The sequence below is a fragment of the Planktothrix sp. PLAVEN19ND genome (genome assembly GCF_057220675.1).
Map to the genome: position 1 here is coordinate 2655098 of NZ_CM170132.1, position 26352 is coordinate 2681449.

Consider the following 26352-nt stretch of genomic DNA (forward strand, 5'->3'; position numbering starts at 1 on the left):
CGCGCCGTGGCACGTCTCTACAGGTTTTTGTGGGTTTGACCGCAATCTTTATTAGAATCCGTTACGCGCCCAAACAACCATGGAAATCGAAAAAGTAAATAGCACTAACAGCGAAACCCAACCCAGTGACACAATATCCATAGTGATGTATTAAAAAAACGTGGCAAAATAACTCTACCGTAGATCATAACTTGAAATGGAGCGATCGCATGAACCCTAACTCCTCCTCAAATTTTACGGCTACCGAACGGTTAGAATCCCTAAAGGGGGGTCTTCTGGCAGGTTTTTGTGTGGGACTAAGCCATCTTGTCCTGAGTTGGGTTAACCTCTGGTTGGGGGACACATCCATTAATCTCCTATTTTCGACCCCTCTAGCCGGGTTTAGCGGGTTTTTGTTTGGAGTCACCTATCGCTATATTATTCGCCGAGACGATAACCCCCAGTTAAAATTGGGGGGTATTTTTGCCTTTGGACTGGTACGCGCCCTCGCGGGACTAGAAATTCAACTCCATACCCCAACTTCCCTCGCACAAATAGCCCGGTTTGGGGGAGAAAGTTTATTATTATTTGGAATAGCCGGATTGATTTTAGATATGGCGTTACAAAAAGGTTGGGTCAAACCTTTTAATTAATCTTAAACCAAAATTCCTTCTGCAACTTTGATCACATTTCCCCCCACTTCCACTTGAATTAAATCTCCTATTTTTTCAGCTTTTAATAAAAGTAAAGAAGGACGATCAATTTCATATCCTTGTTCTACCCTAATATTAACTTGATCGGAACCAAAATAATGATAATTTGACAGATATCCAGCCAAACAACCATTAGCACTTCCCGTTGCCGGATCTTCTATAATTCCTAAAGCGGGTGCAAACATTCTAGCACATAACTGATTTTCGGGATGATGGGTTTCAGGACAAAATAGAAAAATTTCCTGGGCTGTTGTGATCTTAATCAACTCAGTATAACGTTCCAAATCAACCTTGGCTTTTCTTAATGCAGACTGAGTTTTTAACGGAACAATAATAAACGGAATCCCGGTAGAAACCTCTTGAATGGGATAGTTAGTATCAAAATCACAGGGTTCTAAATTAAGAACAGGGGCTAATAGTTTATGATCATAACTATTAGTAAACTCGGGAGAATTTTGTCGCATCCAGAGTATTTTTTTTCCTGAGTCTTCAGGTTTCCAATTCACCGGAATTTGACCCACCGCTAAATTTAAAATCACCTGAACAACATCAGTTTTAATTATTTCCTGGGCAATTATATAAGCAGTCCCCAAGGTAGGATGACCCGCAAAAGGTAATTCCTTTTTGGGGGTAAAAATTCGCACGGGATAACCACCATTTTGAGGTTCAGAAGCACTAATAAATGTGGTTTCTGAATAATTCATTTCTTGGGCAATTTTGAGCATTTCTTGATCAGATAATCGCTCTACCCCTTCCCCCCAAATCACCGCTAATGGATTTCCAGTGTATCGGGTTTCGGCAAAAACATCAACAATTGAGAATTTCATAGAATAGGGATCGCGGATTGAAGATGATTTCACGGATTTCACGGATTTTCATCGGTGTTAATCTGCGTCATCCTCTTAAATCCGTGATTAGTAATGGGTAATGGGTAATAGAAATAGTTTACCTCCCCTGCTCCCCCTGCTCCCCCTGCCTCCCCTGCTCCCCCTGCTCCCCCTGCCTCCCCTGCTCCCCCTGCCTCCCCTGCTCCCCCTGCCTCCCCCTGCTCCCCTGCCCCCCTACCTCCCCTGCCTCCCCTGCTCCCCCTGCCTCCCCTGCCCCCCCTACTCCCCCTGCCTCCCCTGCCTCCCCTGCTCCCCCTGCCTCCCCCTGCCTCCCCTGCTCCCCCTGCCTCCCCTGCTCCCCCTGCCTCCCCTGCCTCCCCTGCCCCCCCTACTCCCCCTTCCCTTCACCTTTCATTCCAACTCTTTTCCGCATCTGCGATCGCTTGATCAACCGTTTTTTGATTCAACATTGCCGCTTGTAAATTATCATAGATAATTTTTTGCAACTGTTTAATATCTTTTTTCGGGGGAATCAAAACCTGGGCATTTTTGAGTTCTTCTGCACTAATTAAACGGGCTTGATCTGCTACCGTTGAATTAGCAGGAAGGGTGGTAAAATAACTATCTTTAAGAGCTTCTTGAATTGAAGGTAAAACATTAGCAGCTTTCGCAAAAGCCAGTTGATTGGTACTATTAGTTACAAACAAAGCAAACTTTAAAGATTGTTCAGGAACATTCGTAGATCTGGGCATAACTAAATTCATGACCGCCACCGTGGTTTTCCTCGTATCTCCAGTAATTTGAGGAGCGGGAATAGAAACTTGAGCAACCGTAGGGGCGTTTTGACTAATAGCTTTTAAAAACTGTGGCCCCGAGGCTAATAAAGCTATTTCTCCGGCCTGATATAATTCAATTGCCCGGCGATGTCCTTGGGTCAAAACTTCCTTGGGAAGTAAGTCTTTTTGATATAAATTAACCCAATATTCAAAAGCAGCTTTTCCCTCGGGAGTATTAAAAGCTGCTTTCCCATTTTTGTCCAGTAATACCACTCCCATCTGCACCAAAGATTGTAAAATCTGGGCAGAATCTTCCGGCACAAAAGAGACAAAAAACGCATATTTTCCCGTTTTTTCCTTGACTTTTTCTGCGATTTGTGCTAGTTCTTTATAGGTTTTGGGCGGTTGAGTGACTCCCGCCTGTTGCAACAATTGTTGATTATAAATGGTAATTTGAGTTGTTAAATACCAAGGAATCCCAAAGGTAACAGTTTCACATTTATTATTCGGACAAACATCAATTTTATTAGCCTGCCAAATATTCGGTAAATATTGAGATTGCACCGTTTCAGGAACCATTTCATTCAAATTTAACCAGGCATTCCGTCCTGCAAGTAAGGCAGCAAAATCAGGATTTAAATTAATCACATCAGCAGCCGTTTTCGCCGCTACCGCCGCCAGCACCTTACTTTCCATGGCAGACCAAGGAATATCAACCCACTTCACCTTAATATCTGGATTTTCCGCTTCAAAATTAGCAATTAATTGATTAAAATAATCCGTAAATTGTGGTTGAAGTTGCATTGTCCAAAACTCAACTTCCTGCTTGCCATTTTGAGAAGTAGAAGAAGGGCTGGAACAACTAACTCCCCAACTTAAACATAACCCTAAAACCAATAACAAACCAAACCGTTTCCAAGATTTTAATTGTTGCATTTTATTCATAAATTAACTAAACCAGATAAATTTTGTTAAACTACATCTTATATCTTCCTTCGTGTATTTGTGTCTTTGTGGTGACTTATACAGTCAAAAAATCCCAGGTATTGATCAAAAAAACAGGGTAACATAGGGAAAAATAATTGTACCTGTTTACTCGGATCGATCACTCAAACTAAAAATATGGTTAGTCTATTAAAAGGACTGTTTTCCAAGCGCAAGCCGGGAATTGGCATCGAGTTATCCACGGAACGAATTAATCTCGTCGAACTGAGGAAAAAAGGCAACCAATTAAAGTTAGTCACCTTAGCGATTACTCCAGTTCCCGAGGGGATTGTCCAAGATGGTCAAATTGTCGATACCCCAGCCATGGCTGAGTTAATTCAGGCAACCGTCACCGATAACAATATCAAAGCTAAGACCGTTGGCACAGCCATCCCCGGACGGGAAGCCGTAACCCGGATTATTCCGGTTCCGGCTGAACTCAACGACGACGAACTCAAAGACTACATGAACGCCGAGTCGGGACTGTACCTGCCCTTTCCCCGGGAAGAAGGAGATGTCGATTATCAAAAATTAGGGCGGTTTGTGGATGAGGATGGCATCGAAAAAGTACAGGTTTTATTAGTCGCAGCCCGCAAAGAAGTGACGGATACCTATGTAGAAACCTTTGCTCAAGCGGGTTTAAAAGTAACGGTATTAGAGGTGAGTAGTTTTTCTCTGATTCGTACCCTAAAACACCAACTTGAGCAATTTTCCTCCACCGAAGCCGCCATTATTGCTGATATTCAATTTGATAGTACAGAATTAGCGATCGTGGTCGATGGCATTCCCCAGTTTAACCGCACCATTCCCATTGGCCTATTCCAAGTGCAAAGTGCCTTAAACAGTGCGATGAATTTACCTCCAACGAGGGATGTCAGCGAATTACAGGCTATGACCCTTCCGGTGACTGATACAATGGGAGCATTAAACGATCCGAATCCCGGAACCAATGCCATCATTAAGGTTTTCGCAGAATTAGCCGATGAACTGCGTCGTTCCGTTGATTTTTATATTAATCAAAGTGATGGCTTAGAAATGGCCCAGTTACTATTAACTGGCCCAGGTGCTGCTATTGGACAACTCGATGAGTTTTTCATGCAAAGGTTAGCCATGCCCGCCACCCAAGTTGACCCGATTGAATCCCTCGCCCTTACCTTTGAGCGGGAAATTCCCCTAGAACAACGTGCTAGTTTAGGAGTGGCATTAGGTTTGGGAATGCGAATGACCTAAATCCGGGATCACTCGGCCATAAACCGTCAATACTTCAACTGATTATGTATAACTTAGAGATCAACTTTTTGAATGATCGACCCGATCTATTAGAACGGGAAGTTCGACGACAGGTGAGTACCACCGAGAAGGTTGACCAGACCCCTATTTTAATCGGGGTCGGGGCAGCTTTAGCCCTGAATGCCATCATTGGTGGAGCTTGGTTTGTTTTTGATCGACAAAATGCCGATTTACAACGGGAACTCGATACCCTGGTTGCCACCTTGGGAACAAAAACATCGGAGGTACAAGCCTTAGATCAAATTAATGCCCAAACTGCTAAAGCCAATCAGGAAGCGGATGCCCTAGCCACCGTATTTAATCAGATTAAACCCTGGTCAGCCCTCAGCCTAGAATTAGGACAACTGATGCAGATCGCCGGGGTGAGAATTGTTGATGTTAAACAAACCGAACCCGAAATCGCCCCAGCAGCAGCCGCACCCGCAGCAGCAGCCACACCCGCAGCAGCCCCCGCCGACGCTCAAGCCGCGGCTCCGCCCCCAGCATCAGAACCAGCAACCGCTAAACTAGAAATTTCAGGAGTGGCTAACTCTTTTACCCAAATTAATGACTTTGTATTATTACTGAATCAATCCCCCTTCTTTAATGGGGAAAAAACCAAATTGATTTCGGCTAAATTAGAAGACAATCCTACTCAACTTGTGTCTAAACTTGCTAGTAAGGACGGGGAGAATCTTAAACCCCAGTTACAATCGGTGGTCAAATATACGATTGAAACAAATCTCAGTCGAGCCACCGCTTCCGAGTTGTTACCTGAGCTTCAAAGTAAAGGGGCTTTAGGATTGGTAAATCGGATTAAAACCCTTCAGGAAAAAGGAGTCATCAAGCAATGACCGTAGCCAATGAATTTATTCAAGATGTTGAGGGCGAAGGCAGTGGGCCAGTTATCTTTGGTGTTGCCCTAACGCCAAAAGTTATGGGGATTGGTGCAGGAGTTCTCGGTGTACTCCTCGCTGGTTTCTTAATTTATAAATTAGTGCTTCCCACCTTAACCACAGGACAAACTCTGCGGGAAGATATTAAAACTAAACAAGACGAAATTGAGAAACAAGATCAGCGTTTGCGCGAAAAGGATAAGGCTAAAAAAGAATTAGCCGATGCTAAAACTCGTCGAGCTACAGTTACAGCTTTATTTGCCAATGATGCCAGTTTAGAAACCCTGTTATTTGATATTAATGAACAGATTGATAAAATTAACGCTGGGATCATTGATGATCGCAAACGAGCCCAACTCAATCAGTTTAAACCCATTCCCATCGAAAAACCAGAGGATGAGATTGTTAATGATAGTACCCTGGGGCCAGAGGTAAATGGCAAACTCAGAAGAAGGAGGTATGAAGTCGAGTTAACAGGCAGTTTTGAGCAAACTCGCCAGTTTTTAGTAGCCTTAGAAAGACTACAACCTCTGTTAGTAGTCAGAGGCTTAAAATCTCAATTAGGAGATCAAACTTCAGTGATTGAGGGAGAATATCGACAAGGGAAATTTGTTCCCTCTCCAAATCAACCGCAACGACAGCTAAAAAGTAGTTTTGAGTTGCAGGTGTTACTCCCCTTGAGTCAAGAAGAAGTGAAAGCGGCTGCGGCGGCTGCTGCTGAACCCCCTAAATAGTTGGAACTTCTGGCCCAAGGTGTTGTAAGGTATCAGGATATTAGGGATTAATGGGTTGAGGCCTTCAAGCGTGGGCTGTTAAACTAACACCCAAAATTTAGATATTGTGTTGAGGAGCAAACGTGAAACATTTTCAAAGAATTGGTACAGGAATTTTAACTGGTGCTGCGATCGCCATTGTGGCACCAACCCCGGCATTTGCCCAAACTCAAGTCCAGGATATCCGACTGGTGGAAATGAACGGGGAAGTCGCTCTAATATTAGTAACTAAAAGTGGAGAAAGACCGGAAGTTTTTGTGGTCAGACGGGGCAATGATTTTGTAGCCGATATTATCAATACCCAACTTCCGGCCCAAAAACAAAACTTTCAACAAAATAATCCTATCCCCGGGATTGCTTCGGTGGTGGTGACCCAACTCGATTCTACCAGTGTGCGGGTGATTGTCAGTGGGGTGAATAGTCCCCCCGAAGCCCGAATTATGCAAGGGGCTAACGAAGGGATTGTGATTAGTATGGGTGCGTCTGGGGGTGCCGCGGCTCAAGTACCGAATCAAGCTCCCCCAGTAGCACCCCCACCGACCGCTTCTAACCCCCCAGCCAGAAGCCCTCAACCCGTATTAGTTCCCGATCCTCAAATTACCATTGAGGGCCGTAATGCTCCCCAGAGTGGGATTCGCCCTTCCGATGCGGCTCCTCCTTTCCTCTCCCAGGCTGTTGCCCCACCCTTGGGTGATATAGCCGTTTCTAATATTAACGCCGGAGTCCCAACGATTCGACTCAATACCAATCAACGGATTCCCCGCTTAGTATTACGAGATGCCCCGGTGAGTGATGTCTTAGCATTATTAGCGAGAACTGCTGGACTGAATTTAGCAATCAGTAATTTAATCAAAGATGACTCCAATGGTGAGTTCAGAGCACCCAATGATGAGAAGGAACAAAACCAAATCCTAGGGCGAAAGATATCCTTAGATATTGAAAATGAATCCGTTGAAGATGTTTTCAACTATGTTTTACGTTTAAGTGGATTACAGGCTAATCGTGTCGGGAATACGATTTTTGTCGGGGTGAAACTGCCTACCACTGCTAATGATATTGTCGTTCGCAGCCTCAGACTGAATCAGGTTCCTGCCAAAACCGCGGCCGGTTTTTTGAGTAGTCAAGGAGCAGCAACTCAAGTTCAGGTCGAGCAAGTTCGGATTGAGCAGGTGGGAACCGGGATTAATTCCAGATATGTTGAGACTAGAACACCAACAATTACAGAATTATCGGCCAAAGAGTCCGGCAGTCCCCTAGTGCTCAAAGGATTATCCATCTCTACCGATGACCGACTCAATTCTATCACCCTCGTTGGCCAGGCGCACCTAGTAGAAACCGCCGTGGCGATGTTGACACAGATGGATTTACGTCAGCGTCAAGTCGCCGTTAACGTTAAAGTCGTTGACGTTAATTTAAGTGGAGAAGAAGCCGCCAGTAGCAGTTTCTCCTTTGGGGTTAACGACACCTTCTTTGTGAATGATGGGGGTGCCGCATCGGTTAATTTTGGTGGATATAATCCCCCCAGTGGGACAACCGCAACCAGTGGGATTAATGCCCGACCGATTATTCGGAACCGAACCAGCGATGGTCAACTTTTAGATAGTCAGAGCCCTTTTTATAATCCTAACGCATTGTCTACAACTCCTTTAACAGCACCCGGAGGGGGCGTTGGTTTAGACCCAATAGCACCCGTAACTTCCCGTCCGGGTCAAATCGGGATTTCTGCGTATGACCCTTACACCCGAGATTTAGCAACTGGAGCGGTGACAGCTTTAGGTACAGTTACGAATAGCGTTTTTCCCTTCTTCCAGTATCCCCGCAAGTTCTTATCCACTTTAACCGCTCAAATTATCAGTGGTAATGCTAAGATTCTCACCGATCCGACCTTAGTGGTTCAGGAGGGTGAAACCGCAAAAGTGGCTTTAGTTGAAGAAATTGTTAAATCAGTCACAACAACATTTGTAGACACGGTTTCCGGCACAAGGGATAGCAAAGACTTTACCTTTCAAAATGTGGGTTTAACCCTGGATGTTAACGTGGAACGGATTGATGATAATGGCTTTGTTTCCCTGCGAATTAACCCGACTGTGAGTGCCCCCGGAGATCAAGTCGATGCTGGTGGGGGTGATTTTGCCCGTCAAATTCTCAGCCGGACGGTCGAATCGGGTTTAATTCGTTTGCGCGATGGCCAAACCTTGATTTTATCGGGGATTATCCAGGAACAGGAACGGGCTACAGTGAGCAAAATTCCATTATTGGGGGATTTACCCATTGTGGGCTCCCTATTCCGCAGAACCAATAAGCAGAATTCACGGGCGGAAGTGATTGTGTTGGTCACGCCTCAAATATTGGATGACAGCGATCGCGCTCCCTACGGTTATCAATATAACGCCAGTCCCGATGCCTTACGGATGATGCAAAAACGATAAATCAGTAATACAGACCTTTTTGCCCCCCTTAAGAGTTGGGCGGGAAGACCCCGCCCCTACAACTTCTTACCAACAGGGGGCTAGGAGGGGCAAAACCTAATTTCAACTCAAATTTCTAGCTTACTGATCGCTTTAAGTTGACAATGATTGGTCACTTCGTTCTTATCAGTTAACAGCCAACAGCTATACTATTGATTGCTTCATGCCAATTTTAAGGAGTAAAAACTCAAATGAACAAAGGTGAATTAGTGGACGCCGTAGCAGAACGGGCCAGTGTAACCAAAAAACAAGCTGATGCGGTGTTAACGGCAGCTTTAGAAACCATCATGGAAGCAGTTTCCAATGACGACAAAGTGACACTGGTTGGCTTTGGTTCCTTTGAGTCCCGCGAACGCAAAGCCCGGGAGGGTCGTAACCCGAAAACTGGGGAAAAAATGGAAATTCCAGCCACCAAAGTCCCGGCTTTTTCATCGGGTAAATTATTCAAGGAAAAAGTGGCTAATACCAAAGCAGAGCCAGACAGTGATGAGGACTAATTTCTAGGCGTGGAAGCAACCCATTCACCCCGTCATGGCGGAAACTTGATTTGGGCTGCGACCGTGGCCGACTGCTCTCCCTTGGATATTCTGGATTTTTCCGCCAGTATTAATCCTTGGGGGCCGCCTGCGTCGGCTCTGGCGGCAATTCAAGACCATTTGAGGGATTTAAAAGCCTATCCTAATCCTGATTATGGACAGTTGAGGCAAGTGATCGCCACTCAGATCAACCGCGAAACCGGATCGAACTTCCTAGGGGCAGATTGGATTTTACCCGGCAATGGGGCGGCAGAGTTACTCACCTGGGCAGGACGGGAACTGGCAGCATTAGATGCGACCTATTTACTGACTCCTGCCTTTGGGGACTATGGGCGCTCACTCCAGGCTTTTGAGGGGAATGTGATCGAATGTCCGCTTTCGATGGCTTCTGGTGGGTGGGATTTCTCTATGCCTCAACCCTTGAGTTCTAACTCGGGGTTATTATTAAATAATCCCCATAATCCCACCGGAAAACTGTTTGCTTCCCAGATGTTATTGGAATCCTTAAAACAGTTTGCTCTGGTGGTGGTGGATGAGGCATTTATGGATTTTTTACTGCCCACTCAACAGCAAAGTTTAGTATCTTGGGTTAAGGAATACGAAAATTTAGTGATTTTGCGATCGCTAACCAAATTCTATAGTTTACCCGGACTGCGTTTAGGATATGCGATCGCCCATCCCCAACGCTTAAAAAAATGGCAACGGTGGCGCGATCCTTGGCCGGTGAATAGTTTGGCGGTGGCGGCGGGAATTGCTGTTTTACAAGATGATAAATTTCAACAACAAACCTGGAATTGGTTAGAAGAATCCCGTCCCCAATTATATCATAATTTAGCTAATATATCGGGATTAAAACCCTATCCAGGTGCCGCTAATTTTATTTTAGTAGAATCTAATTTTTCGGTTTCTCAACTACAATTCAATCTATTAAAAAAACATCGAATTCTAATTCGAGATTGTTTAAGTTTTCCCAGTTTGGGCGATCGCTATTTCCGAGTGGCAATTAGAACTGAAGCCGAAAATCAAAGGTTAATTGAGGCGTTAAAATGGGTAATGGGTAATGGTGATTTATTCGTCAATTAATTGACTCTTACACTGATAACTGGTAGGGGCGGGTTCTTTTAGATCTTTGTTAATCACCGCGCATCTCGATGAACCCGCCCCTACAACTGATAACTGATTTATGGTTTAACCTCTACAGGGTTAGTAGGGTTAGTCAAAGCTTCGGTAACTTCAGGTTCTTGGAGGAGTAAGCGTTGTTTTTCCCGAAATTGAGTCGCCGCATCTTGAATATTTTGGCGCTGTTTATTTCCTACTGCTTCATAATCAACATTAAATCCCCCCAACCGAGAATTATGAATAATATCTAACATTGTTCTCCCACTATTTTCACCACTCAGGGGGTCTGGGTTATCAGAACGTTGAAATTGTTGTAAAGGGGTAGCGGAAGTGGATTGAGCTAGACTGGTGGAAGTGAACCCACAAACTCCCATCCCGACGGCCACAACAGCAGAGGAGCAGATTCCCAGAACCGATTTTAAGGCTTTAAATTGCATGATCACAACCTCACAATTTCAAAAATAACTATAAAAACTTAGATTTCTATAATTGTAGCTATTTTTCTGAAAATTTAACATAAATATTCCCCCCTAACATTGATGAAGGGTTGGGGGGATTAATAGGCAGAAAAATTTTATAAAATTGATGGGTTTGTTTAGGCAAAACGACGCTTTAATAAAGGCTGAATCGATAATAAAGCCACCGTTGCAAACCCTATTAATACCAACAAGGCACCGCCAAAAGTAATCGTAGCAAAGGGGGCTTCCATGACCACACTATTGAACGCCCAATCTTGATGGAGGTATAAATAACGAATAGGTTCAATCGCATAACTTAGTGGATTTAGACAAACCACCACCTGTAACCAATGGGGCATAAAAGATAAAGGAGCCAGGGCGGTACTAGCAAATAAAAGGGGTAAATTGGTTACAAAAATTACTGCAATTAATTCAATATGACCGGGCAAGGCAAAAGCTAATCCCAGACTTAATCCCGTTACTCCCAAAACTAAGAGAAACACAATTAGGGTAATGATACTTAATCCGGCAATTCCGGGTAATCCTGCCCCTAAAACGGCTCCGGCGGCAATAATAACCGAGGTTTGAATTAAACTCAAGGTCACGATATAAATTGCCGAGGCTAAAACAATCGAAAACCGAGAGACTAAAGGGGCGACTAATAACCGATTTAGGAAGCCAAATTCTCGGTCAAACATAATCGGTAATCCGGCATTTAAAGCCCCGGCAAAGGCAGTGAAAACAATCACTCCCGCCCCTAAAAATTGAGCATAATTCAGGGTTCCACCAAATAATCCTTTAGGGGCATTTTGAAATAAAGCTCCAAATAAAACTAACCACATTAACGGTTGAATAATCCCGGCAATTAAGGTAGAAGGACGGCGTTGTAATTGAATAAATAACCGACGGGTTAAGGCTAGGGTTTCTTGGAGAAATTCCCCCACTAAATTCGGTTGCTGATCAACCGTTTGATTCGAGGTTAAAATTTTAACAGAGGTTGTTGAACTACTCATGGTTTTTGAGGTTTTGGCTGTTAATGATATAGAAATAAGGGCGGGTTTTGGTAGATTGTTTGTTGATATCAAAGGTTAACGCGAACCCGCCCCTACGATTGTTTACGGTATACATATCTTACAAAAATTTAGAAAATATTGCCTTAACGCATACTTTTCTTTTTCTCGGCTTTCAAATCTCGATTACTAGAAGCAGCAATTTCAGCATCGAGTAAGGTTCGACCCGTGGCAGCTAAATAAACATCATCTAAACTAGGTCGAGATTGGGCAATTCCAAAGGTGGGTAAACCCGCATCTTTTAACGCCTGTTGAATTGTAAATAAAGCATCACTTTGAGTTTGAACCACTAAATTTAAAGAATTGCCTTGAGCCGGATTAATAATAATCTCCTGTACAAAAGGCAAAGATTGTAATAGGGATTTGGCTGTTTCTGCTTCTGCAACCGGGGAAAATTCTCTAATTCTGAGGGTAATGCGATCGCCTCCAAGTTGATCTTTCAAAGCCGAAGGCGTACCCAGGGCAATCACTAATCCTTGGTCAATAATAGCTACCCGGTCAGCTAAAGCATCCACTTCCTCTAAATAGTGGCTTGTAATTAAAATTGTTGTGCCATTTTCCCGTAATTGACGCAGAAAATTCCAGACCACCACCCGACTTTCAATATCTAAACCGACAGTAGGTTCATCTAATACTAATAAATCCGGTTGATGGAGTAAACCCGAAGCTAAATCTAAACGTTTGCGAATCCCCCCGGAATAGGTTCCGGTTTTTTGATCTAACCAATCTTGTAATCCTAATAAATCCGTAACTTGATGAATGCGTTCGGCAATATTAGCGCGAGGGATATGATAGAGGGCGGCTTGTAATTGTAATAACTCTCGCCCGGTTAATACCTTATCTAAGGCGACCTCCTGGGCCACATAACCGAGGCGTTGACGAACAAGTCGCGGTTGATCGACCACAGAAATACCAGAAACCTCCAAACGTCCAGCATCGGGAGTAATTAAGGTACACAAAGCCCGTAGGGTTGTGGTTTTTCCGGCTCCATTGGGCCCGAGCAGGCCAAAGATCTCCCCTGGTTGGACATCAAGAGAGACATCTTTAACGGCGGGACAGGTGCCATAGGATTTTTTTAAATTTTGAATCAGAACAGCAGGAATCATAGTCAACGCTTAAATAATCAATTAGCTTAACACTTCTAAACAATTTCCTACTATGGCTTTTCTGTGGTTTTTCCCGCCTTAGCTGCTGATTATTGAGGCTGCGACCAGGCTTTATGGGAGAGCAGGGCTTCGATGACCCTAACGCCTCGTAATTGATTAGATAGGGGAAGATGACCTTTCGGGGCGGTTAAATCCCAGGTAAATCCTTGGGGGTAGCGTGTCCAATTGCGACCTTCACGCCAGCCAATTTTAGGCCATAATTTATCCCAATTTTTATTAACGCCCAACCAAAGTTCTCGCTGGACAGAATAGCCAAATTTACCCTCGGAATGGATACGCCAAAGGGTATCAATGGTTTTTAAATCCGTGATGGGAAAGCGTTCAATTTCGGAAAAATACAGCCATTTTCGTCGCACCGCAGAACTTCCGGCTAATTCACAAAGTTTTTGGACGCTTAATTTATCCGCTTCTAAAAAGTCTTGTTGAGCGAGTAAGGTTTGTAGGGGGATATAATCAATTCCAGCATCGGAGGCCAGGGAAACAATGCCCGTCGGGAAATGAAGTTTTAAAAAATGACTCACTTTTTCAGAAGTGGGAATCGCCCGATATAGAATTTGATAAACCTTGCCACTGACTAGACTTGGGGAGGTAGACTGTTGTTTTAATAAAAATTCCATTAACACCTCCCAAACCGTTTCCCCACCTTGGGTTAATGTTTCTAATAGTTGGAATTGAGCCTTGGATGAGGCACCAAAAAGCCCGGAGCGCAATTCATCGGCACTCATGGCATGGTTTTGTTGGGGGGAAGTGGTCAGGTCAGTCATAGGGAGCGTGGCATTAGGTAATTGGGAGTGACTCTGGAATTCTTAATATCGACTCTTTATTGTACAAGGAGCAGGCAATAGTTAACCGTTGAGAATCCGTTGAATCAGGGCACTGGTGGAGGAGGGGACTTCAATATTAATGAAGGCAACTTGACCTCCATAGGCTTGCACAATCGGGGCTTCTGGCAGGGTTTCTAAGGTGTAGTCTCCTCCCTTGACATAAATATCAGGTTTTAGGGTTTGAATGAGATGATCGGCGGTGGTTTCAGAAAAAATAACCACCCCATCGATGGGCTTGAGACTCGCTAAGACTTCAGCCCGTTGTGCTTCGGGGACGATGGGGCGGGGAGGATGTCCGGGTTTTTGCGGTTTAATCTTTTGGACGGATACATCGCTATTTAATCCGACCACCAGCGATCGCCCCAATGCCTTAGCCGCTTGTAAATAGCGAACATGACCCGCATGAATTAAATCAAAACAACCATTGGTAAAAACCAGGGGACGCCATCGTTGAGGATTCAGGGTGATGTCTTGTTGTAATTCGGTTAAGGTGTAAAGATAAGCAGTCATTCCAGTTGATTGGGGAGGGGGAATTTACTCAAGTCAATCTATCCAGAGGTCTGAACCGATTAGAATTGTAACGTTTGTTGATCTTAATCTCGAATATTTCCGAGCCAGCCCTACAAACTTAGGGTCAGGGAATATATCAACAAGCCCAAATCGAGATCATAACTTAGTTTACGGATCATTCAATGAAAGCTACTTCTAGCCGTCAATTTTCTTCTACAACCTCTCTCATCCTGAAACTGGTTGGAGTAATTTTGATTTTCTCGTCCCTAGTGGATTTTTTGGTAATTTTGATTCCGCCCAATTTTCTCAACCGAGGCTGGCAAATTAGCGTCACCAGTGATTTAGTAGATCGAGGCATTGTCCCGATGGTGGGCATGGCCTTAGTTTTTATTGCTTTTTGGATGGATGCTGCCACCGAGGGGAATATCAAACCCGCTAAACCCTTTGCGAGTTTAAGATTTTGGGTGGCATTGCTGGCGAGCTTATTAGGGTTATTGTATCTTTTACTGTTTCCTTTGCATCTCAATAATACCCGTTTAGCTAGAGCCGAAGCCCTCACGGAAATTAGTCAACAAGCGACTCAAGCTCAAACTCAATTGGAAAATCAACTCGGAAGTCCCCAATTTCAGCAGCAAATTCAACAGAAAAAAACTCAGCTTAAAGATCAACTTGCGGGGTTAGCACAAAATCCCGAGGCTCTGAATCAAGCCCTTGCCAACCCGAATCTTCCTAAGGAAGTTAGACAAATCTTAGAACAGTCTAAATCTAATCCCAAGGCGGTTGAGGAGTTTTTGAATCAACAGGCGGATAATTTACCCACACAATTGTTAGGTCAAATTCGCGATCGCAAACAAGAACTGGAAAAACAAGCTAAAACTCAATCCTTAAAATCGAGTTTGAGAACTGGAATTAGTAGTTTATTGTTAGCCATTGGTTATATTACTTTAGGTTGGACAGGACTAAAAGGGTTGGGAATTTTACGCAGTGGAAATCGTCGCAAAACACCAACAGCTTAACATTTATCATTTGTAGGGGCGGGTTCATCAAGATGCGCGGTGATTAACAAAGATCTAAAAGAACCCGCCCGTACCAGTTATCAGTGGCAGAAATAAAATCAAGATTTTATTAATCCTATTCCCTGTTCCCTGTTCCCTATTATCATTTTTCATGTTTTCAATTTATATTCTCACCGCCAACGAAGAAATTGATATTGCAGACTGTATTGATTCCGCCCTGTTGTCGGATGACATTATTGTGGTGGATTCCTTTAGTCAAGATCGCACCGTTGAAATTGCCCAACAGTATCCAGTTCGGGTGTTACAACATCGTTTTGAAAGTCACGGGAAACAACGCACCTGGATGTTACAGGAAATTCCGACAAAACACGATTGGGTCTACATTTTAGAAGCCGATGAACGAATGACTCCTGAGTTATTTGCAGAATGTTTACAAGCGATTCAAAGTCAGGATTATATTGGATATTATGTGGCTGAAAGGGTGATATTTTTAGGGAATTGGATTCGACGTAGTACCCAATATCCCCGGTATCAAATGCGTCTGTTTCGCAAGGATAAAGTCTGGTTTACCGATTATGGTCATACGGAACGGGAAGTCTGTGATGGCCCGACGGGATTTATTCGAGAAACCTATCCCCATTATACCTGTAGCAAAGGGTTATCCCGTTGGATTGATAAACACAATCGTTACTCAACGGATGAAGCAGTAGAAACCCTGCGACAGTTACAGACGGGAACAGTTAATTGGAAGGATTTATTATTAGGAAGTTCGGAAGTTGAACGACGACGAGCCTTAAAAGATTTATCCTTACGTTTACCGTTTAGACCTCTGATTCGCTTTATTTATATGTACTTTTTCTTGGGGGGAATTTTAGATGGTCGTTCTGGGTTTTCTTGGTGTGTTTTACAAGCATTTTATGAATATTTGATCTTGCTGAAAGTTTGGGAAGTTAAAAATTCTCCTCAACTGTATGATCGGGTTTTAGAGACTTCAGAAAAATCAGAGTCCCAGAAAGTTATCTCCAATCTGGGAACATCAGACTCTTAGTTTTTATTTCATGCTTCAGGGTGCTTTTATTTCAGGAACTTACTAGAGCTTTCAGTTCCGATTCTCCCGCTTTTTTCAATAATCGAGTCAGTTGGATATTGCACAGAATAGTGATTAAGACTTGACCCAGAAAACTGGTGAGAATTAAAGAAAGTGGAGCCGACGAAACTGAGATGAAAGAGATAGCAGACACCACAAAAACGGCATAATAGTCATCAGGTTTAGAGGAAAACACCACAACTATAAATAATAGGGGAATAATCATCACCCCTAATACCATACCCGTTGCCCATAAAGTTCGTTTTGGGGTTTTCATCATTGCCATTAATTGAGCAATACTGGCACAAAGCAGCATAAAACTACAATGTAAAGCAACCGCTAACAACATTTCGCCTTTGTCCGAAGAAGGAACCACCCGCAAAATTGTGACTATCCAAATTGTAGAAGCAATCAAAAGATTAATCAAAATTGCCACAATTGCCGGACTTTTTTCACCCCAAATTAAATCCTTTCCTAAATCCATCCGCCAATGTTTTTTCCGTTCCCGTCGATATCGCACCCAATCCTGTAGGGTTTGTCGTTGAGGAGATAGGGCTGAAATTAAAGCCAAAATCAGGAAAATATTACCAATGAAAATAGTCCCATAATAACCATTATTTACTTCAAATTTAGAGAGGGAAAACCCTAGATTCATCAGCGTAAAGTTCAGGGTTAATAGATAACTCTGTTGTTTACTTAAACTCGGAAGATTAGGATGCTGATAGTTGCGTTTTAAGGCTTGCCAAATCCAATAGGTTAAAAACCCATAATTGAGTAAGGCTAATGCTAGAAGGGAAATTCCATTGGCTCCTATATTCAATCCAAACCATTTTAATTGAATAATATTGGCATGATTAAAAGGATAATTGGAGTAATCATTTCCTGTCTGATTAATTAGATAGCGAATCAGACACAGGGGAGAAAATAGATTCAGCCAATCCCAACCTTCAGAGATAATGGGTTTACTATTAGCTGCGGATAGAAAAATTAACGTTATTCCACTTCCAATCCAAGATTGTAACCCATGTAACCAGGTGCTAGTTGTCACTCCGACTAATAAAGCTAAACTATAGAAAAATGCACAACTGGCTACGGTTAAACCATAGAAACTACAAATTTCTAGGAGGGAAATATGAGCAGAAATTCCCGCCCATAAATGAAAGGGAATCGTGAGGAAAACTCCCAGATATAATAAAATGGGTACACCCAATAATTTACCCGTTAAAATATTCTGAGCCGATTGGGGACTTAATCGAATAAAGTTTAGGGTTCCTCGTCGTTCTTCCGTGGCTAAATCATTAATTAGCATATAGGTTCCCAGCACAATTAAGCCAAAAACTGCTACAACACTAATCCAGATAAAAATGCTTGTCCAATAGTCCGTAAACCAACGGTTAAAATCAATTAAATCCTGGGGACAGACCGCATCTCTGATTTTGTCGAGGTCTTGCAGTTGTTTTTCTAAATCGGGACGTTTTCCGGCATTACCTAGGGCATTGATTTGATCATAAATCTTCCAGTATTGTGTCTCAGATTGAGTATATAGTTGGTTTTTAGAAGGACAGTATGGGCTACTAATTACAATCTGATTAATGCCAGGAAATTGGTTCAGGTGACTCAAAAATATAGTCAGTTGGGTGAGGAGAGAAATTCCAATTGTTATCAGAATATTGCGAACTTGAAATCGACCTTTAAATTCTCGAACCAGTTGGGGGTTCCACTCATTAAATTGAGGTAAAGAAAGACGGTTCATGACTTTTTATTCCTACATAAAATTGAACGGTTTATGGCTTTTAAGAGGCTTGTTTGTGTCCGAGTTTTAAGAAAATGGATTCTAAGTTTTCTTGAATTCGATTAAATTCACTTAAAGGAACTTCAGCAGAAATCAGCGATCGCAATAACATTGCTGCATCTTTCTCTGTACCTGAAAATTGAACTTTTACCTGTTGTTTCCCTGGCAAAACTTCCCAACTCTCCACCCCGGAATGATGTTTTAATTCCTCGATCAGTATTTCCATTTTACCCAAGGTCGAAATAAAAAGATGCTGCACACTCAAACGTTTATACAAGTCTTGTATTGATGCACTTTCAACCAGATACCCCAATTCCATAATCCCAATATAGCTACAAAAATCCTCCAAGTCACTTAAGACATGGGAAGAAATCACAATGGTCATTCCCGCTTCATGTAAACTTTTAATAATCTCTCGAAACTGCATTCGGGCAATCGGATCTAAACCGGATACGGGTTCATCAAGAAAGAGTAATAAAGGTTCATGAATAATGGTGCGTCCTAAACTCAATCGTTGTTTCATCCCCCGGGAAAGGGTAGAAATTAAATGATTACGTTTTTGGGTTAACTGCACGATTTCCAAGACTTCATAAATTCGTTGAGTCCGTCGAGGTTCCCGCAGATAATATAATCGAGCAAAGTAATCTAAATAATCCCAAACTGTCAAATCATCATAGAGAGGAAAATCATCGGGTAAATACCCTAAACGTTGTTTGATTTTAGGATTGGTATGATCCCGGGATACAGCTTCTCCATTAATATAAATTTCCCCTTTTGTGGGTTCTTCTATGGTGGCTAACATCCGCAATAATGTAGTTTTTCCGGCTCCATTGGGCCCAATTAATCCATAGACTTCTCCCATGGGAATTTGTAAATCTAAATCATTAACCGCCAGATGGCGCTCAAATCGTTTTGTTAGTCCCCGGGTTTGAATTGCAAGTTCTTTCGCCATAGCAATATAAGAAGAATTGGGTTTGAAGTTTTAACTTAGATTCCCTCTACAACCTACTCTAACCGATTTACGGAATGTAGAGACGAGCCACGGCGCGTCTCTCTCTATTCTGATTGAACCTGAGCACCATGGGAACGGGGATCACTACTGCTAGGGTTATCAATATTTAGGGGAGAATTAAATGCAGAAACTTGACCACTGGCTTGGGTATAGGGAAGGGGATTTTCTGCGATTAAAGACTCTAAATTGGCTTCTAAAATCGGGCGAGGAATTTCACCGATAGTTTGGGCAATTGTTTCGGCTTTTTGATTCAAATAAACGAAATGAGGAATGCCATCGACTCGATATTTGAGGAGTTCGGGTAGCCATTTACTATTATCAACATTCAACATCACAAAATTGAGTTTTTCAGAATATTTATGTTTGATTTCGCTTAATTCTGGTGCCATAGTTTGACAACTGGTACACCAATTTGCATAAAATTCCATTAAAGTCGGTTTGCTATTACTCAAGGCAATATCTAGGGGAATTGATTCTTCTACGAGTTGAGGGAGGGAAGTGGAGGTGGCTTCGCTACGAATTCCTAAGAAAACCGAGAGACTCAGAATGATAGCTGCGATAATAATTAAAAAGTTTCTGATTCGTTTGGCTAAATCAGAAGGTTCCGTTGAGGAGGTTGAATGTAATGGGTTTTCGTTCATGTTGATATCGTCAAAGATGATAATTATTATTGATGATTTTAGTTTAACAAAATTTTGAACCAAATTGATTAACGTTCTTCTGAAAATTGTTGTAAAATAGAAAAGTCAATGAAATATAAAAGGCATAAAAGTCTGTAGTGCAATACTAACCCATCCTGAAATGGACTATGGGACAGAAATAAATTTAGGACTAATAACATGAAAAAACGAGTGACGTTGACGTTTCCCAAACGTTCTATTCAAATGCCGATTACCTATAGATTAGCTAAGGATTTTAATGTAGCTGCTAATATTATTCGCGCTCAAGTTGCTCCGAATCAAGTCGGAAAATTAGTGGTAGAATTATCAGGAGATATCGATGAACTAGAGTCTGCTATTGAGTGGATGCAAACTCAAAATATTGGAGTTTCTTTAGTCGGACGGGAGATTATCATTGATGAGCAAAGTTGTGTGGATTGTGGACTCTGTACTGGAGTTTGTCCGACAGATGCTTTAACCCTAAATCCAGAAACCTTTTATTTGACCTTTACTCGCTCACGGTGTATTGTTTGTGAACAATGTATTCCGACCTGTCCCCTTCAGGCAATTTCTACTAATCTTTGAAGGGAAATTGCATCTAAAAACTTATTTTTTATCCTAATCTTTCAATGAAATCAAAACAAGAAATTACAATTATTACTTGGTTTTCCTTTGGATTACTTCTCGTGACTTGTCTACATTTTGGTTGGTTTTTATTTGAATCGAGTTGGTATTCCTTAGTTTCTGGTCTATTTTTAGCGTTAATTTGGTTAATTGATTTATTCTTTACCCTGCCATTGAATAAACTTAATTCATTTATTTTAAATAAAATCAGAACGGATTTAGGAACATTTTTAATGATTGTGTTCATCTCTATTCTGGGTGTATTTATGCTGACCTGGATCAAGGTTTCTATTAATATTTTATTAATGGTTTCGGCGACAGCTTTAGCTCGATTAGAATTACAAACTGCCCGATTTAAAGATTGGCAATCTTTTGTTATTTTATCGATATTATCTACCCTGGGTTTAATATTAGGATGGGGATTGAATCACTATTTTTCCTTTGGGCATTTAGAATCCCAGTTTTGTTTACCCTTTCATTTAGGATGTATTCATGTTCCCTATCATGGAGAAATTCCCCTCCCTGAAAATTAAATATAAGGAATGGGGAATGGGGAATGGGGAATGGGGAATGGGGAATGGGGAATGGGGAATGGGGAATGGGGAATGGGGAATGGGGAATGGGGAATGGGGAATGGGGAATGGGGAATGGAAAAAATATAAGTTTGATCTGTAAACTCTTTAACTGATAACTGATAACTGAATTAACCGATTATTTTAAATCTAATAATCCACTGGTTTTTAATTTGGGATTAAAGCGAATTTCCTCTTGTAATCCTCGGGTTTTGAGTTCGGATAAAATCTGTCCTTCTACACGACGGGCAATTTGTTTTAAAAGTTTTTCTTGACCGATTTCATCAGTTTTTTGATACTGATCTTGTTCTTCTGGGGTCATAAAAGGTTTAACTTGAATCGGATCATTCCAGAGAGCTTCATCTTCCCCATTTCCGGGAGGAATTGAACCATTTTCATCAATCCAAGCCTTTTGAATCCCTTCTAAAATAGTTCGACTCGGACGTTCAATAGTTTGTAATTTTAACCAATAGCAGCCTTGATTTTGACGAATAAAATGTTGTTTTAAACTCAAATATATATCCCGAGAATAACCTACATATTTTAAATTTTTATCTAAATTAAAAATAGCATAAACTCCGATTTTCCCTTGGAGGAATTCAGGAATTTTGCCATTTTCATCCAGATAGGGGATATAATCTAAACTATTAAGGGAAGGAATTTCGGTGGGAGTAGTCATTGATCCAAAAAATGCTTTCTCCCTAATTTTAAAGGTATTGGTCTCGATTTCTGAAAATTGGATACTAAAGTTTTATTAAGCCAAGCTCCAGATTAAGGTTTGAGTCAGAATTTTTGAACTGGTTTAAGGATTATTGTGGAATTTGAGTTAGCATAACTCTAAGATTGTATTAAGTCAGCCACGACCATGCAGAATAGTGAAGAAGAATTATTAAAACCGTCGCGCCACCCAGTCGATGGGTGGAAGTTAGCAGAGTATGTTTCTATTGCGGGGACAGCAGTGGGAACACTCATTGCTGCGTGGTATCAGCCTATTCTGTTTGCTGGGACTCCCCTAACTTTAGCCTTGATTTTAAATGTGGTGAATCGCCAACGGTTTGAACAGGATATGCGTCAAGATATGGATGCAGCGATTACGGATGTTCGGATGGTGGTAGAATCGCTCCATCAACAAATTCAACTGCTACCCCCGGAGTCGAACGAACTTGATCCGATTACGGATGTCCTGACGGAGTTACAACGGGTGACTAAAGGGTTAGAAAAAAACGCTCTGCGACAAGATGATTGGGAAGTGATGAATGTGCGCTTTCAGTTAATCCAAGAAACAATTGATGAATTGAAAACATCGATGGAGACCTCGGGACTTAATTTTGAAAAAAACGATCAAGAATCTTTAAACACAACTTTAGAAGCATTTGTAAGTCAGTCAATTACAGATTCAGCCACCATGCAAATACAAATAGATCAGATTTCTGAACAGGTTAATGCCTTACAAACGGAACAGCAAACCCTAATTAAACCTTATATTAAACGCTTAGTTAATGCGGTTAAGGAGTTAAAAAATCGTTAAATTTTAATCTTATCCCCCCATTTTTTATGGGGCTTAGGGGGGATTAGTGAGGGAAAATATCAAGGGATTTATCGATATTCGTCACCACAATCACCAATTATTTGCATGAGATCTTGGGAAAGAACAGAATTAATATTTTGATAATCTTCGGGGTCGAGACTAAATTCAAAGACTTTAGCATTATCTTTGATATGGTCAGAAAGCCCTAATCTTGTCCCCACCATGGCTCCAGCAACAGTGGGCTGTTCTAGGATATAACGAACTGCAATATTAGGAATTGTTACTTGGTATTTTTGAGCGATCGCATTTAAAGTTTTTAAGAGAGTTTGAAATAAATTCCATCCTCCCCAAGCATCAATCATATTTTTATATTTTTTCAAGCTAACGGTTTCCAAACTAAAGCCATTCGGTTCGGATTTTCCCAAATATTTTTCCGATAAAAAACCGCCACAAACCACACCATAGGGAAGTAACTTAATATTATGAGCTTGACAAAATTCGGTCATTTGAGCTAAAGGACGGCGATCAACCAAAGAAAATTGTACTTGATTGGATACAATTTTAATCCCATTTTCAACAATAATTTTTAAGTGTTGGGTATCAAAATTAGTTAACGCTAAATGTTTAATTTTACCTTCAGTTTGTAGTTGCGCTAGATAATTTAAAGCATCTAAATAATTTTGATCTCGATAATCCCACCAATGAAATTGTAGTAAATCGAGACAATCAACTCCCATGCGTTGACGGGAAATATCAATATTTTTTTCCACCAGGGCTTTGGTCATTTTACCAGGACGGGGAACCCATTTCGTAAAGGCTTGTACTTGGGATAAGGCTTCCTGTCCACGGGTGGTAATTAATTGTCGCCTAAATTCCCCAATAAAATCCTCCGCCGGGCCATAATGATCAGCCAGATCCCAAGTGGTATATCCCGCGTCTAGGTATTTAAACATACTCTCAATGGCAACGGTGGGGTTAATTCGACCATGGGCACCGGAGACTTGCCACATTCCGTTTAAAATACGACAAATATTCAGGTCTTCTGTGAATTGAAAACGACTAGAATCGGGAAGTTTCATAGGTTCTTTCGTTTAAACTAAATAGTGATCAATATAACATAAATAACATAACGTTTAACTTTAAAGATCTATAACATAGCATGACAATTTGATAAATTTAAGCCACAATAGAATTTCTAAGCGTGCCTTGAGTCGCCTTCCCCAAATAAGCAGTTACAGAAAATCAAGTTAATCGTTATGGTTTTGAGCAAAAAATTGTTTCAGACAACTATGAATTCTAGTTTGTTATCAGAAGCCGAACTACGGGCTATTTTTGCAGCCATGTCAGATTTAGTATTAACTTTAGATCATCAAGGACGTTATCTAAATGTGATTACAAATCAGCCCAAACTTTTATATAAACCCGTTGATGAAATTTTAGGTAAAACCTTGCATGAAGTTTTCCCTCAACCCCTAGCCGATTATATCTTAGAGACAATTCAAACTGTGCTTCAAACCCAAGGAACTATTCTCTTGGAATATTGTTTGGAAATTGAAGAAAAAAATATTTGGTTTTCTGCTAATCTTTCTCCATTATCTGATCATTCTGTTGTCGCGGTGATTCGAGATATTGGCGAGCACAAACAGGTAGAAGAAACCCTACAAAAAACGAATTTAGCCCTGGCAGAAGCTCAAAAACTGGCTCATTTAGGCAGTTGGTCTTATGATCTAGTAACTCAACAGATTTATTGGTCAGAGGAAGCCTTTTCGATTCATGGATTAAGTTCTGATCAACCTGTTCCGAGTTATGAGGAATTACTGCAAATTTTTACCCATCCCGATGATCGAGAAATCATTCGTCATCGCATAGAAAAAGCAATAAATACTGGCGAAAAGTTTGATCAGGAAATTCGGATTTTTCACCCCGATGGTTCCCTGCATTATATTTTAATTAAATGCCAAGGTATAATTAATCAGCAAGGTCAAGTTATTGAACTATTTGGAACTTTTTTGGAGATTACTGAACGTAAACAAATTGAAGAAACCCTGCGTCAACTGCTCAAACGGGAACGAGTGATTACAGAAATTACTCAACGGATTCGTCAGTCATTAAACCTAAAAGAAATATTGAATACTACCGTTATAGAAATTCGTAAGTTATTACAAACCGATCGAGTTTTAATTTATCAATTTGAGTCTCCTCAAGATGCCACAGTCATTGTACAATCTGTTGGTGCAGAATGGATATCTTTGTGGGGAAATAAAATTCCTAGTACCTATTTAACTCAAGAACAATGTGTTATTCCCTTTAGTCAAGGATGTCTTCATAATATTTCTGATGTTTATACCATTAACTGTAAACCAGAATATTTACAGTGGTTTGAACAGTATCAAGTTCGAGCTTGTTTAGGAGTTCCGATTATCAAAGGAGAAATACTCTGGGGATTTTTAATGGTTCATCATTGTGCTTGTCCTCGACAATGGGCCTATTGGGAATTGGATTTACTCGAACAAATTGCGGCCCAAGTTTCCATTGCGATTCATCAAAGTCAATTGTATGAGCAAACCCAAGCTCAAGCTCAATGGGAAAGAGGATTAAGGCGTGTGATTCAAGCCATTAGTCAGTCCTTAGACCTAACAACTATTTTCTCCACTGCCACCTTTGAAATCGGTCAATTATTAGGTGTAGATCGGGTATCTATTGCCCAATATCTCCCCGATCAAAACCACTGGTGTGTGGTGGCAAGTACCACTCAAAATCCAGAAATTCCTAATATAGTTGAAATGATAATTCCTGACAATAACAACTTAATTTTAGCTGAATTAAAAAAACAAAAAGTGATTCGGATTTCTAACTTTAAACAGGATGTTATTCGTCCTTTAAATCAAGATTTAGCAGAGAAAAACCCTGGGGCTTTATTAATTGTACCATTATTAGTTGGTTTCTCAATTTGGGGAAGTTTAAGTTTATATCGTCATCACCAAACCTGGATTTGGCAAGATACAGAAGTTGAATTAGCCTGTACCTTAGTTGAGCAATTGCAAGTGGCAATTCAACAATCACAACTTTATCAACAATTACAAGTTGCCAATCAACGATTACAAGGGTTAGTGATGATGGATGGACTGACTCAGGTGGCAAATCGACGTCGATTTGATGAATATTTGATCCAAGAATGGAAGCGTGCCACCCGAGAACAACAACCCTTAGCATTAATTCTTTGTGATGTTGATTACTTTAAACAATATAACGATACCTATGGTCATTTAGCAGGAGATGAATGTTTAATTAAAGTGGCTCAAGCTCTGGATGAAACGGTGCGTCGTCCCGGGGATTTAGTCGCTCGCTATGGAGGAGAAGAATTTGCAATTATTTTACCTCAAACCTCTGCCACAGGAGCAGTTCAAGTGGCTGATTTAATTATTCAAACCCTGGAATCTCTTAAAATTCCCCATCGGACATCTTTAATTAGTTCAAACCTCACCGTCAGTATGGGAATTGCTAGTTTGATTCCTTCCCTTGACTCCTCCTTTCAAGTTGTGATTGAGGTGACCGACCAAGCTCTCTATCAAGCTAAAAGAGAGGGAAGAAATCGTTATATTGTACATAACGGAGAATAGAATATTAGTAATACCAGAGCTTGATGGAAACCCCTAGTCTTGACCATTTCATTCAAGGTGAATGTCTTAATATC

The 26352-nt window shown here is 41.3% G+C and carries 26 protein-coding genes; 13 read left to right on the top strand and 13 right to left on the bottom strand.

Translation table 11 applies throughout. The annotated features are described in order from the left end of the window. Positions 1-51 precede the first annotated feature (51 nt). A complete protein-coding gene (gene petN, locus AC2D3N_RS11575; RefSeq protein WP_071782645.1) occupies positions 52-141 on the bottom strand; it encodes a cytochrome b6-f complex subunit PetN in 90 nt (29 codons plus the stop codon). 50 nt (positions 142-191) lie between these two features. Here petN and AC2D3N_RS11580 point away from each other — a divergent pair, with 50 nt between their 5' ends. Then, on the top strand, positions 192-632 hold the full coding sequence (locus AC2D3N_RS11580; RefSeq protein ID WP_234996626.1) for a hypothetical protein: 441 nt from the start codon (positions 192-194) through the stop codon (positions 630-632). A 2-nt stretch (positions 633-634) separates the two neighbouring features. Here AC2D3N_RS11580 and AC2D3N_RS11585 read toward each other — a convergent pair whose 3' ends face one another. Together AC2D3N_RS11585 and AC2D3N_RS11590 are read right to left on the bottom strand one after the other, a co-directional pair. Then, a complete protein-coding gene (locus AC2D3N_RS11585; RefSeq protein WP_484693753.1) occupies positions 635-1519 on the bottom strand; it encodes a PhzF family phenazine biosynthesis protein in 885 nt (294 codons plus the stop codon). Between the two features lie 404 nt (positions 1520-1923). Further along, entirely contained in the window at positions 1924-3231 is a 1308-nt protein-coding gene (locus AC2D3N_RS11590; RefSeq protein WP_484693754.1) for an ABC transporter substrate-binding protein, read from the bottom strand. A 186-nt stretch (positions 3232-3417) separates the two neighbouring features. Here AC2D3N_RS11590 and pilM point away from each other — a divergent pair, with 186 nt between their 5' ends. The 6 genes from pilM to cobD all read left to right on the top strand — a co-directional run bounded on the left by pilM (position 3418) and on the right by cobD (position 10304). Then, complete coding sequence (gene pilM / locus AC2D3N_RS11595; protein ID WP_079677733.1) at positions 3418-4509, top strand: type IV pilus biogenesis protein PilM; 1092 nt, start codon at positions 3418-3420, stop codon at positions 4507-4509. A gap of 44 nt (positions 4510-4553) precedes the next feature. After that, on the top strand, positions 4554-5402 hold the full coding sequence (locus AC2D3N_RS11600) for a PilN domain-containing protein (protein WP_079677734.1): 849 nt from the start codon (positions 4554-4556) through the stop codon (positions 5400-5402). Beyond that, positions 5399-6178 carry a pilus assembly protein PilO gene (locus tag AC2D3N_RS11605; RefSeq protein ID WP_484693649.1) on the top strand — a complete coding sequence of 260 codons (780 nt, stop codon included), beginning with the start codon at positions 5399-5401 and terminating at the stop codon, positions 6176-6178. Before AC2D3N_RS11600 ends, AC2D3N_RS11605 begins: the two co-directional genes overlap by 4 nt. Positions 6179-6300: 122 nt before the next feature. Then, positions 6301-8646 (top strand): AMIN domain-containing protein, encoded by a 2346-nt coding sequence (locus tag AC2D3N_RS11610; RefSeq protein WP_484693650.1) that lies wholly within the window; start codon positions 6301-6303, stop codon positions 8644-8646. A 230-nt stretch (positions 8647-8876) separates the two neighbouring features. After that, a complete protein-coding gene (locus AC2D3N_RS11615) occupies positions 8877-9182 on the top strand; it encodes an HU family DNA-binding protein (RefSeq protein WP_026795206.1) in 306 nt (101 codons plus the stop codon). Between the two features lie 9 nt (positions 9183-9191). Further along, complete coding sequence (gene cobD / locus AC2D3N_RS11620; RefSeq protein WP_079677737.1) at positions 9192-10304, top strand: threonine-phosphate decarboxylase CobD; 1113 nt, start codon at positions 9192-9194, stop codon at positions 10302-10304. Positions 10305-10402: 98 nt separating this feature from the next. Here the strand turns inward: cobD and AC2D3N_RS11625 are convergent, their stop codons facing one another. The 5 genes from AC2D3N_RS11625 to rfaE2 form a co-directional block, all read right to left on the bottom strand. Next, positions 10403-10777, bottom strand: coding sequence for a hypothetical protein (locus AC2D3N_RS11625; RefSeq protein ID WP_079677738.1), 375 nt, complete (start codon positions 10775-10777; stop codon positions 10403-10405). A gap of 158 nt (positions 10778-10935) precedes the next feature. Next, a complete protein-coding gene (locus AC2D3N_RS11630; RefSeq protein WP_484693651.1) occupies positions 10936-11811 on the bottom strand; it encodes an ABC transporter permease in 876 nt (291 codons plus the stop codon). A 143-nt stretch (positions 11812-11954) separates the two neighbouring features. Next, a complete protein-coding gene (locus AC2D3N_RS11635) occupies positions 11955-12974 on the bottom strand; it encodes an ABC transporter ATP-binding protein (protein WP_484693652.1) in 1020 nt (339 codons plus the stop codon). Positions 12975-13063: 89 nt separating this feature from the next. Further along, on the bottom strand, positions 13064-13798 hold the full coding sequence (locus tag AC2D3N_RS11640; RefSeq protein ID WP_484693653.1) for a GUN4 N-terminal ARM-like repeat domain-containing protein: 735 nt from the start codon (positions 13796-13798) through the stop codon (positions 13064-13066). 81 nt (positions 13799-13879) lie between these two features. Beyond that, positions 13880-14368, bottom strand: coding sequence for a D-glycero-beta-D-manno-heptose 1-phosphate adenylyltransferase (gene rfaE2, locus AC2D3N_RS11645; protein ID WP_484693654.1), 489 nt, complete (start codon positions 14366-14368; stop codon positions 13880-13882). Between the two features lie 182 nt (positions 14369-14550). On the opposite strand from rfaE2, the gene hpsJ-B reads away from it, so the two are divergent. Together hpsJ-B and AC2D3N_RS11655 are read left to right on the top strand one after the other, a co-directional pair. Continuing rightward, a complete protein-coding gene (gene hpsJ-B / locus AC2D3N_RS11650; protein WP_079677743.1) occupies positions 14551-15384 on the top strand; it encodes a hormogonium polysaccharide biosynthesis protein HpsJ in 834 nt (277 codons plus the stop codon). A 151-nt stretch (positions 15385-15535) separates the two neighbouring features. Then, complete coding sequence (locus AC2D3N_RS11655; RefSeq protein ID WP_484693655.1) at positions 15536-16432, top strand: glycosyltransferase family 2 protein; 897 nt, start codon at positions 15536-15538, stop codon at positions 16430-16432. A 31-nt stretch (positions 16433-16463) separates the two neighbouring features. Here the strand turns inward: AC2D3N_RS11655 and AC2D3N_RS11660 are convergent, their stop codons facing one another. The 3 genes from AC2D3N_RS11660 to AC2D3N_RS11670 form a co-directional block, all read right to left on the bottom strand. Next, the gene (locus AC2D3N_RS11660) at positions 16464-18224 is read right to left on the bottom strand and encodes a hypothetical protein (protein WP_484693656.1); all 1761 of its coding nucleotides are present in this window, start codon (positions 18222-18224) and stop codon (positions 16464-16466) included. Positions 18225-18264: 40 nt separating this feature from the next. Beyond that, the gene (locus AC2D3N_RS11665; RefSeq protein WP_484693657.1) at positions 18265-19215 is read right to left on the bottom strand and encodes an ABC transporter ATP-binding protein; all 951 of its coding nucleotides are present in this window, start codon (positions 19213-19215) and stop codon (positions 18265-18267) included. 104 nt (positions 19216-19319) lie between these two features. Then, entirely contained in the window at positions 19320-19916 is a 597-nt protein-coding gene (locus tag AC2D3N_RS11670) for a thioredoxin family protein (RefSeq protein WP_079677747.1), read from the bottom strand. Positions 19917-20114: 198 nt separating this feature from the next. Between AC2D3N_RS11670 and AC2D3N_RS11675 the strand changes: the two genes are divergently transcribed. Both AC2D3N_RS11675 and AC2D3N_RS11680 read left to right on the top strand, forming a co-directional pair. Continuing rightward, positions 20115-20519, top strand: coding sequence for an NIL domain-containing protein (locus AC2D3N_RS11675; protein ID WP_079677748.1), 405 nt, complete (start codon positions 20115-20117; stop codon positions 20517-20519). A gap of 44 nt (positions 20520-20563) precedes the next feature. Next, entirely contained in the window at positions 20564-21091 is a 528-nt protein-coding gene (locus tag AC2D3N_RS11680; protein ID WP_484693658.1) for a hypothetical protein, read from the top strand. Between the two features lie 178 nt (positions 21092-21269). On the opposite strand, the gene AC2D3N_RS11685 is transcribed toward AC2D3N_RS11680, so the two are convergent. After that, a complete protein-coding gene (locus tag AC2D3N_RS11685) occupies positions 21270-21809 on the bottom strand; it encodes a GIY-YIG nuclease family protein (protein WP_079677750.1) in 540 nt (179 codons plus the stop codon). A 186-nt stretch (positions 21810-21995) separates the two neighbouring features. Between AC2D3N_RS11685 and AC2D3N_RS11690 the strand changes: the two genes are divergently transcribed. Continuing rightward, positions 21996-22658, top strand: a complete 663-nt coding sequence (locus tag AC2D3N_RS11690) for a hypothetical protein (protein WP_079677751.1) — start codon at positions 21996-21998, stop codon at positions 22656-22658. A 68-nt stretch (positions 22659-22726) separates the two neighbouring features. Here AC2D3N_RS11690 and AC2D3N_RS11695 read toward each other — a convergent pair whose 3' ends face one another. Continuing rightward, positions 22727-23737, bottom strand: coding sequence for an aldo/keto reductase (locus AC2D3N_RS11695; RefSeq protein ID WP_484693659.1), 1011 nt, complete (start codon positions 23735-23737; stop codon positions 22727-22729). Positions 23738-23947: 210 nt separating this feature from the next. Here AC2D3N_RS11695 and AC2D3N_RS11700 point away from each other — a divergent pair, with 210 nt between their 5' ends. Next, positions 23948-26278, top strand: a complete 2331-nt coding sequence (locus tag AC2D3N_RS11700; RefSeq protein WP_484693660.1) for a diguanylate cyclase domain-containing protein — start codon at positions 23948-23950, stop codon at positions 26276-26278. Positions 26279-26352: the final 74 nt, after the last annotated feature.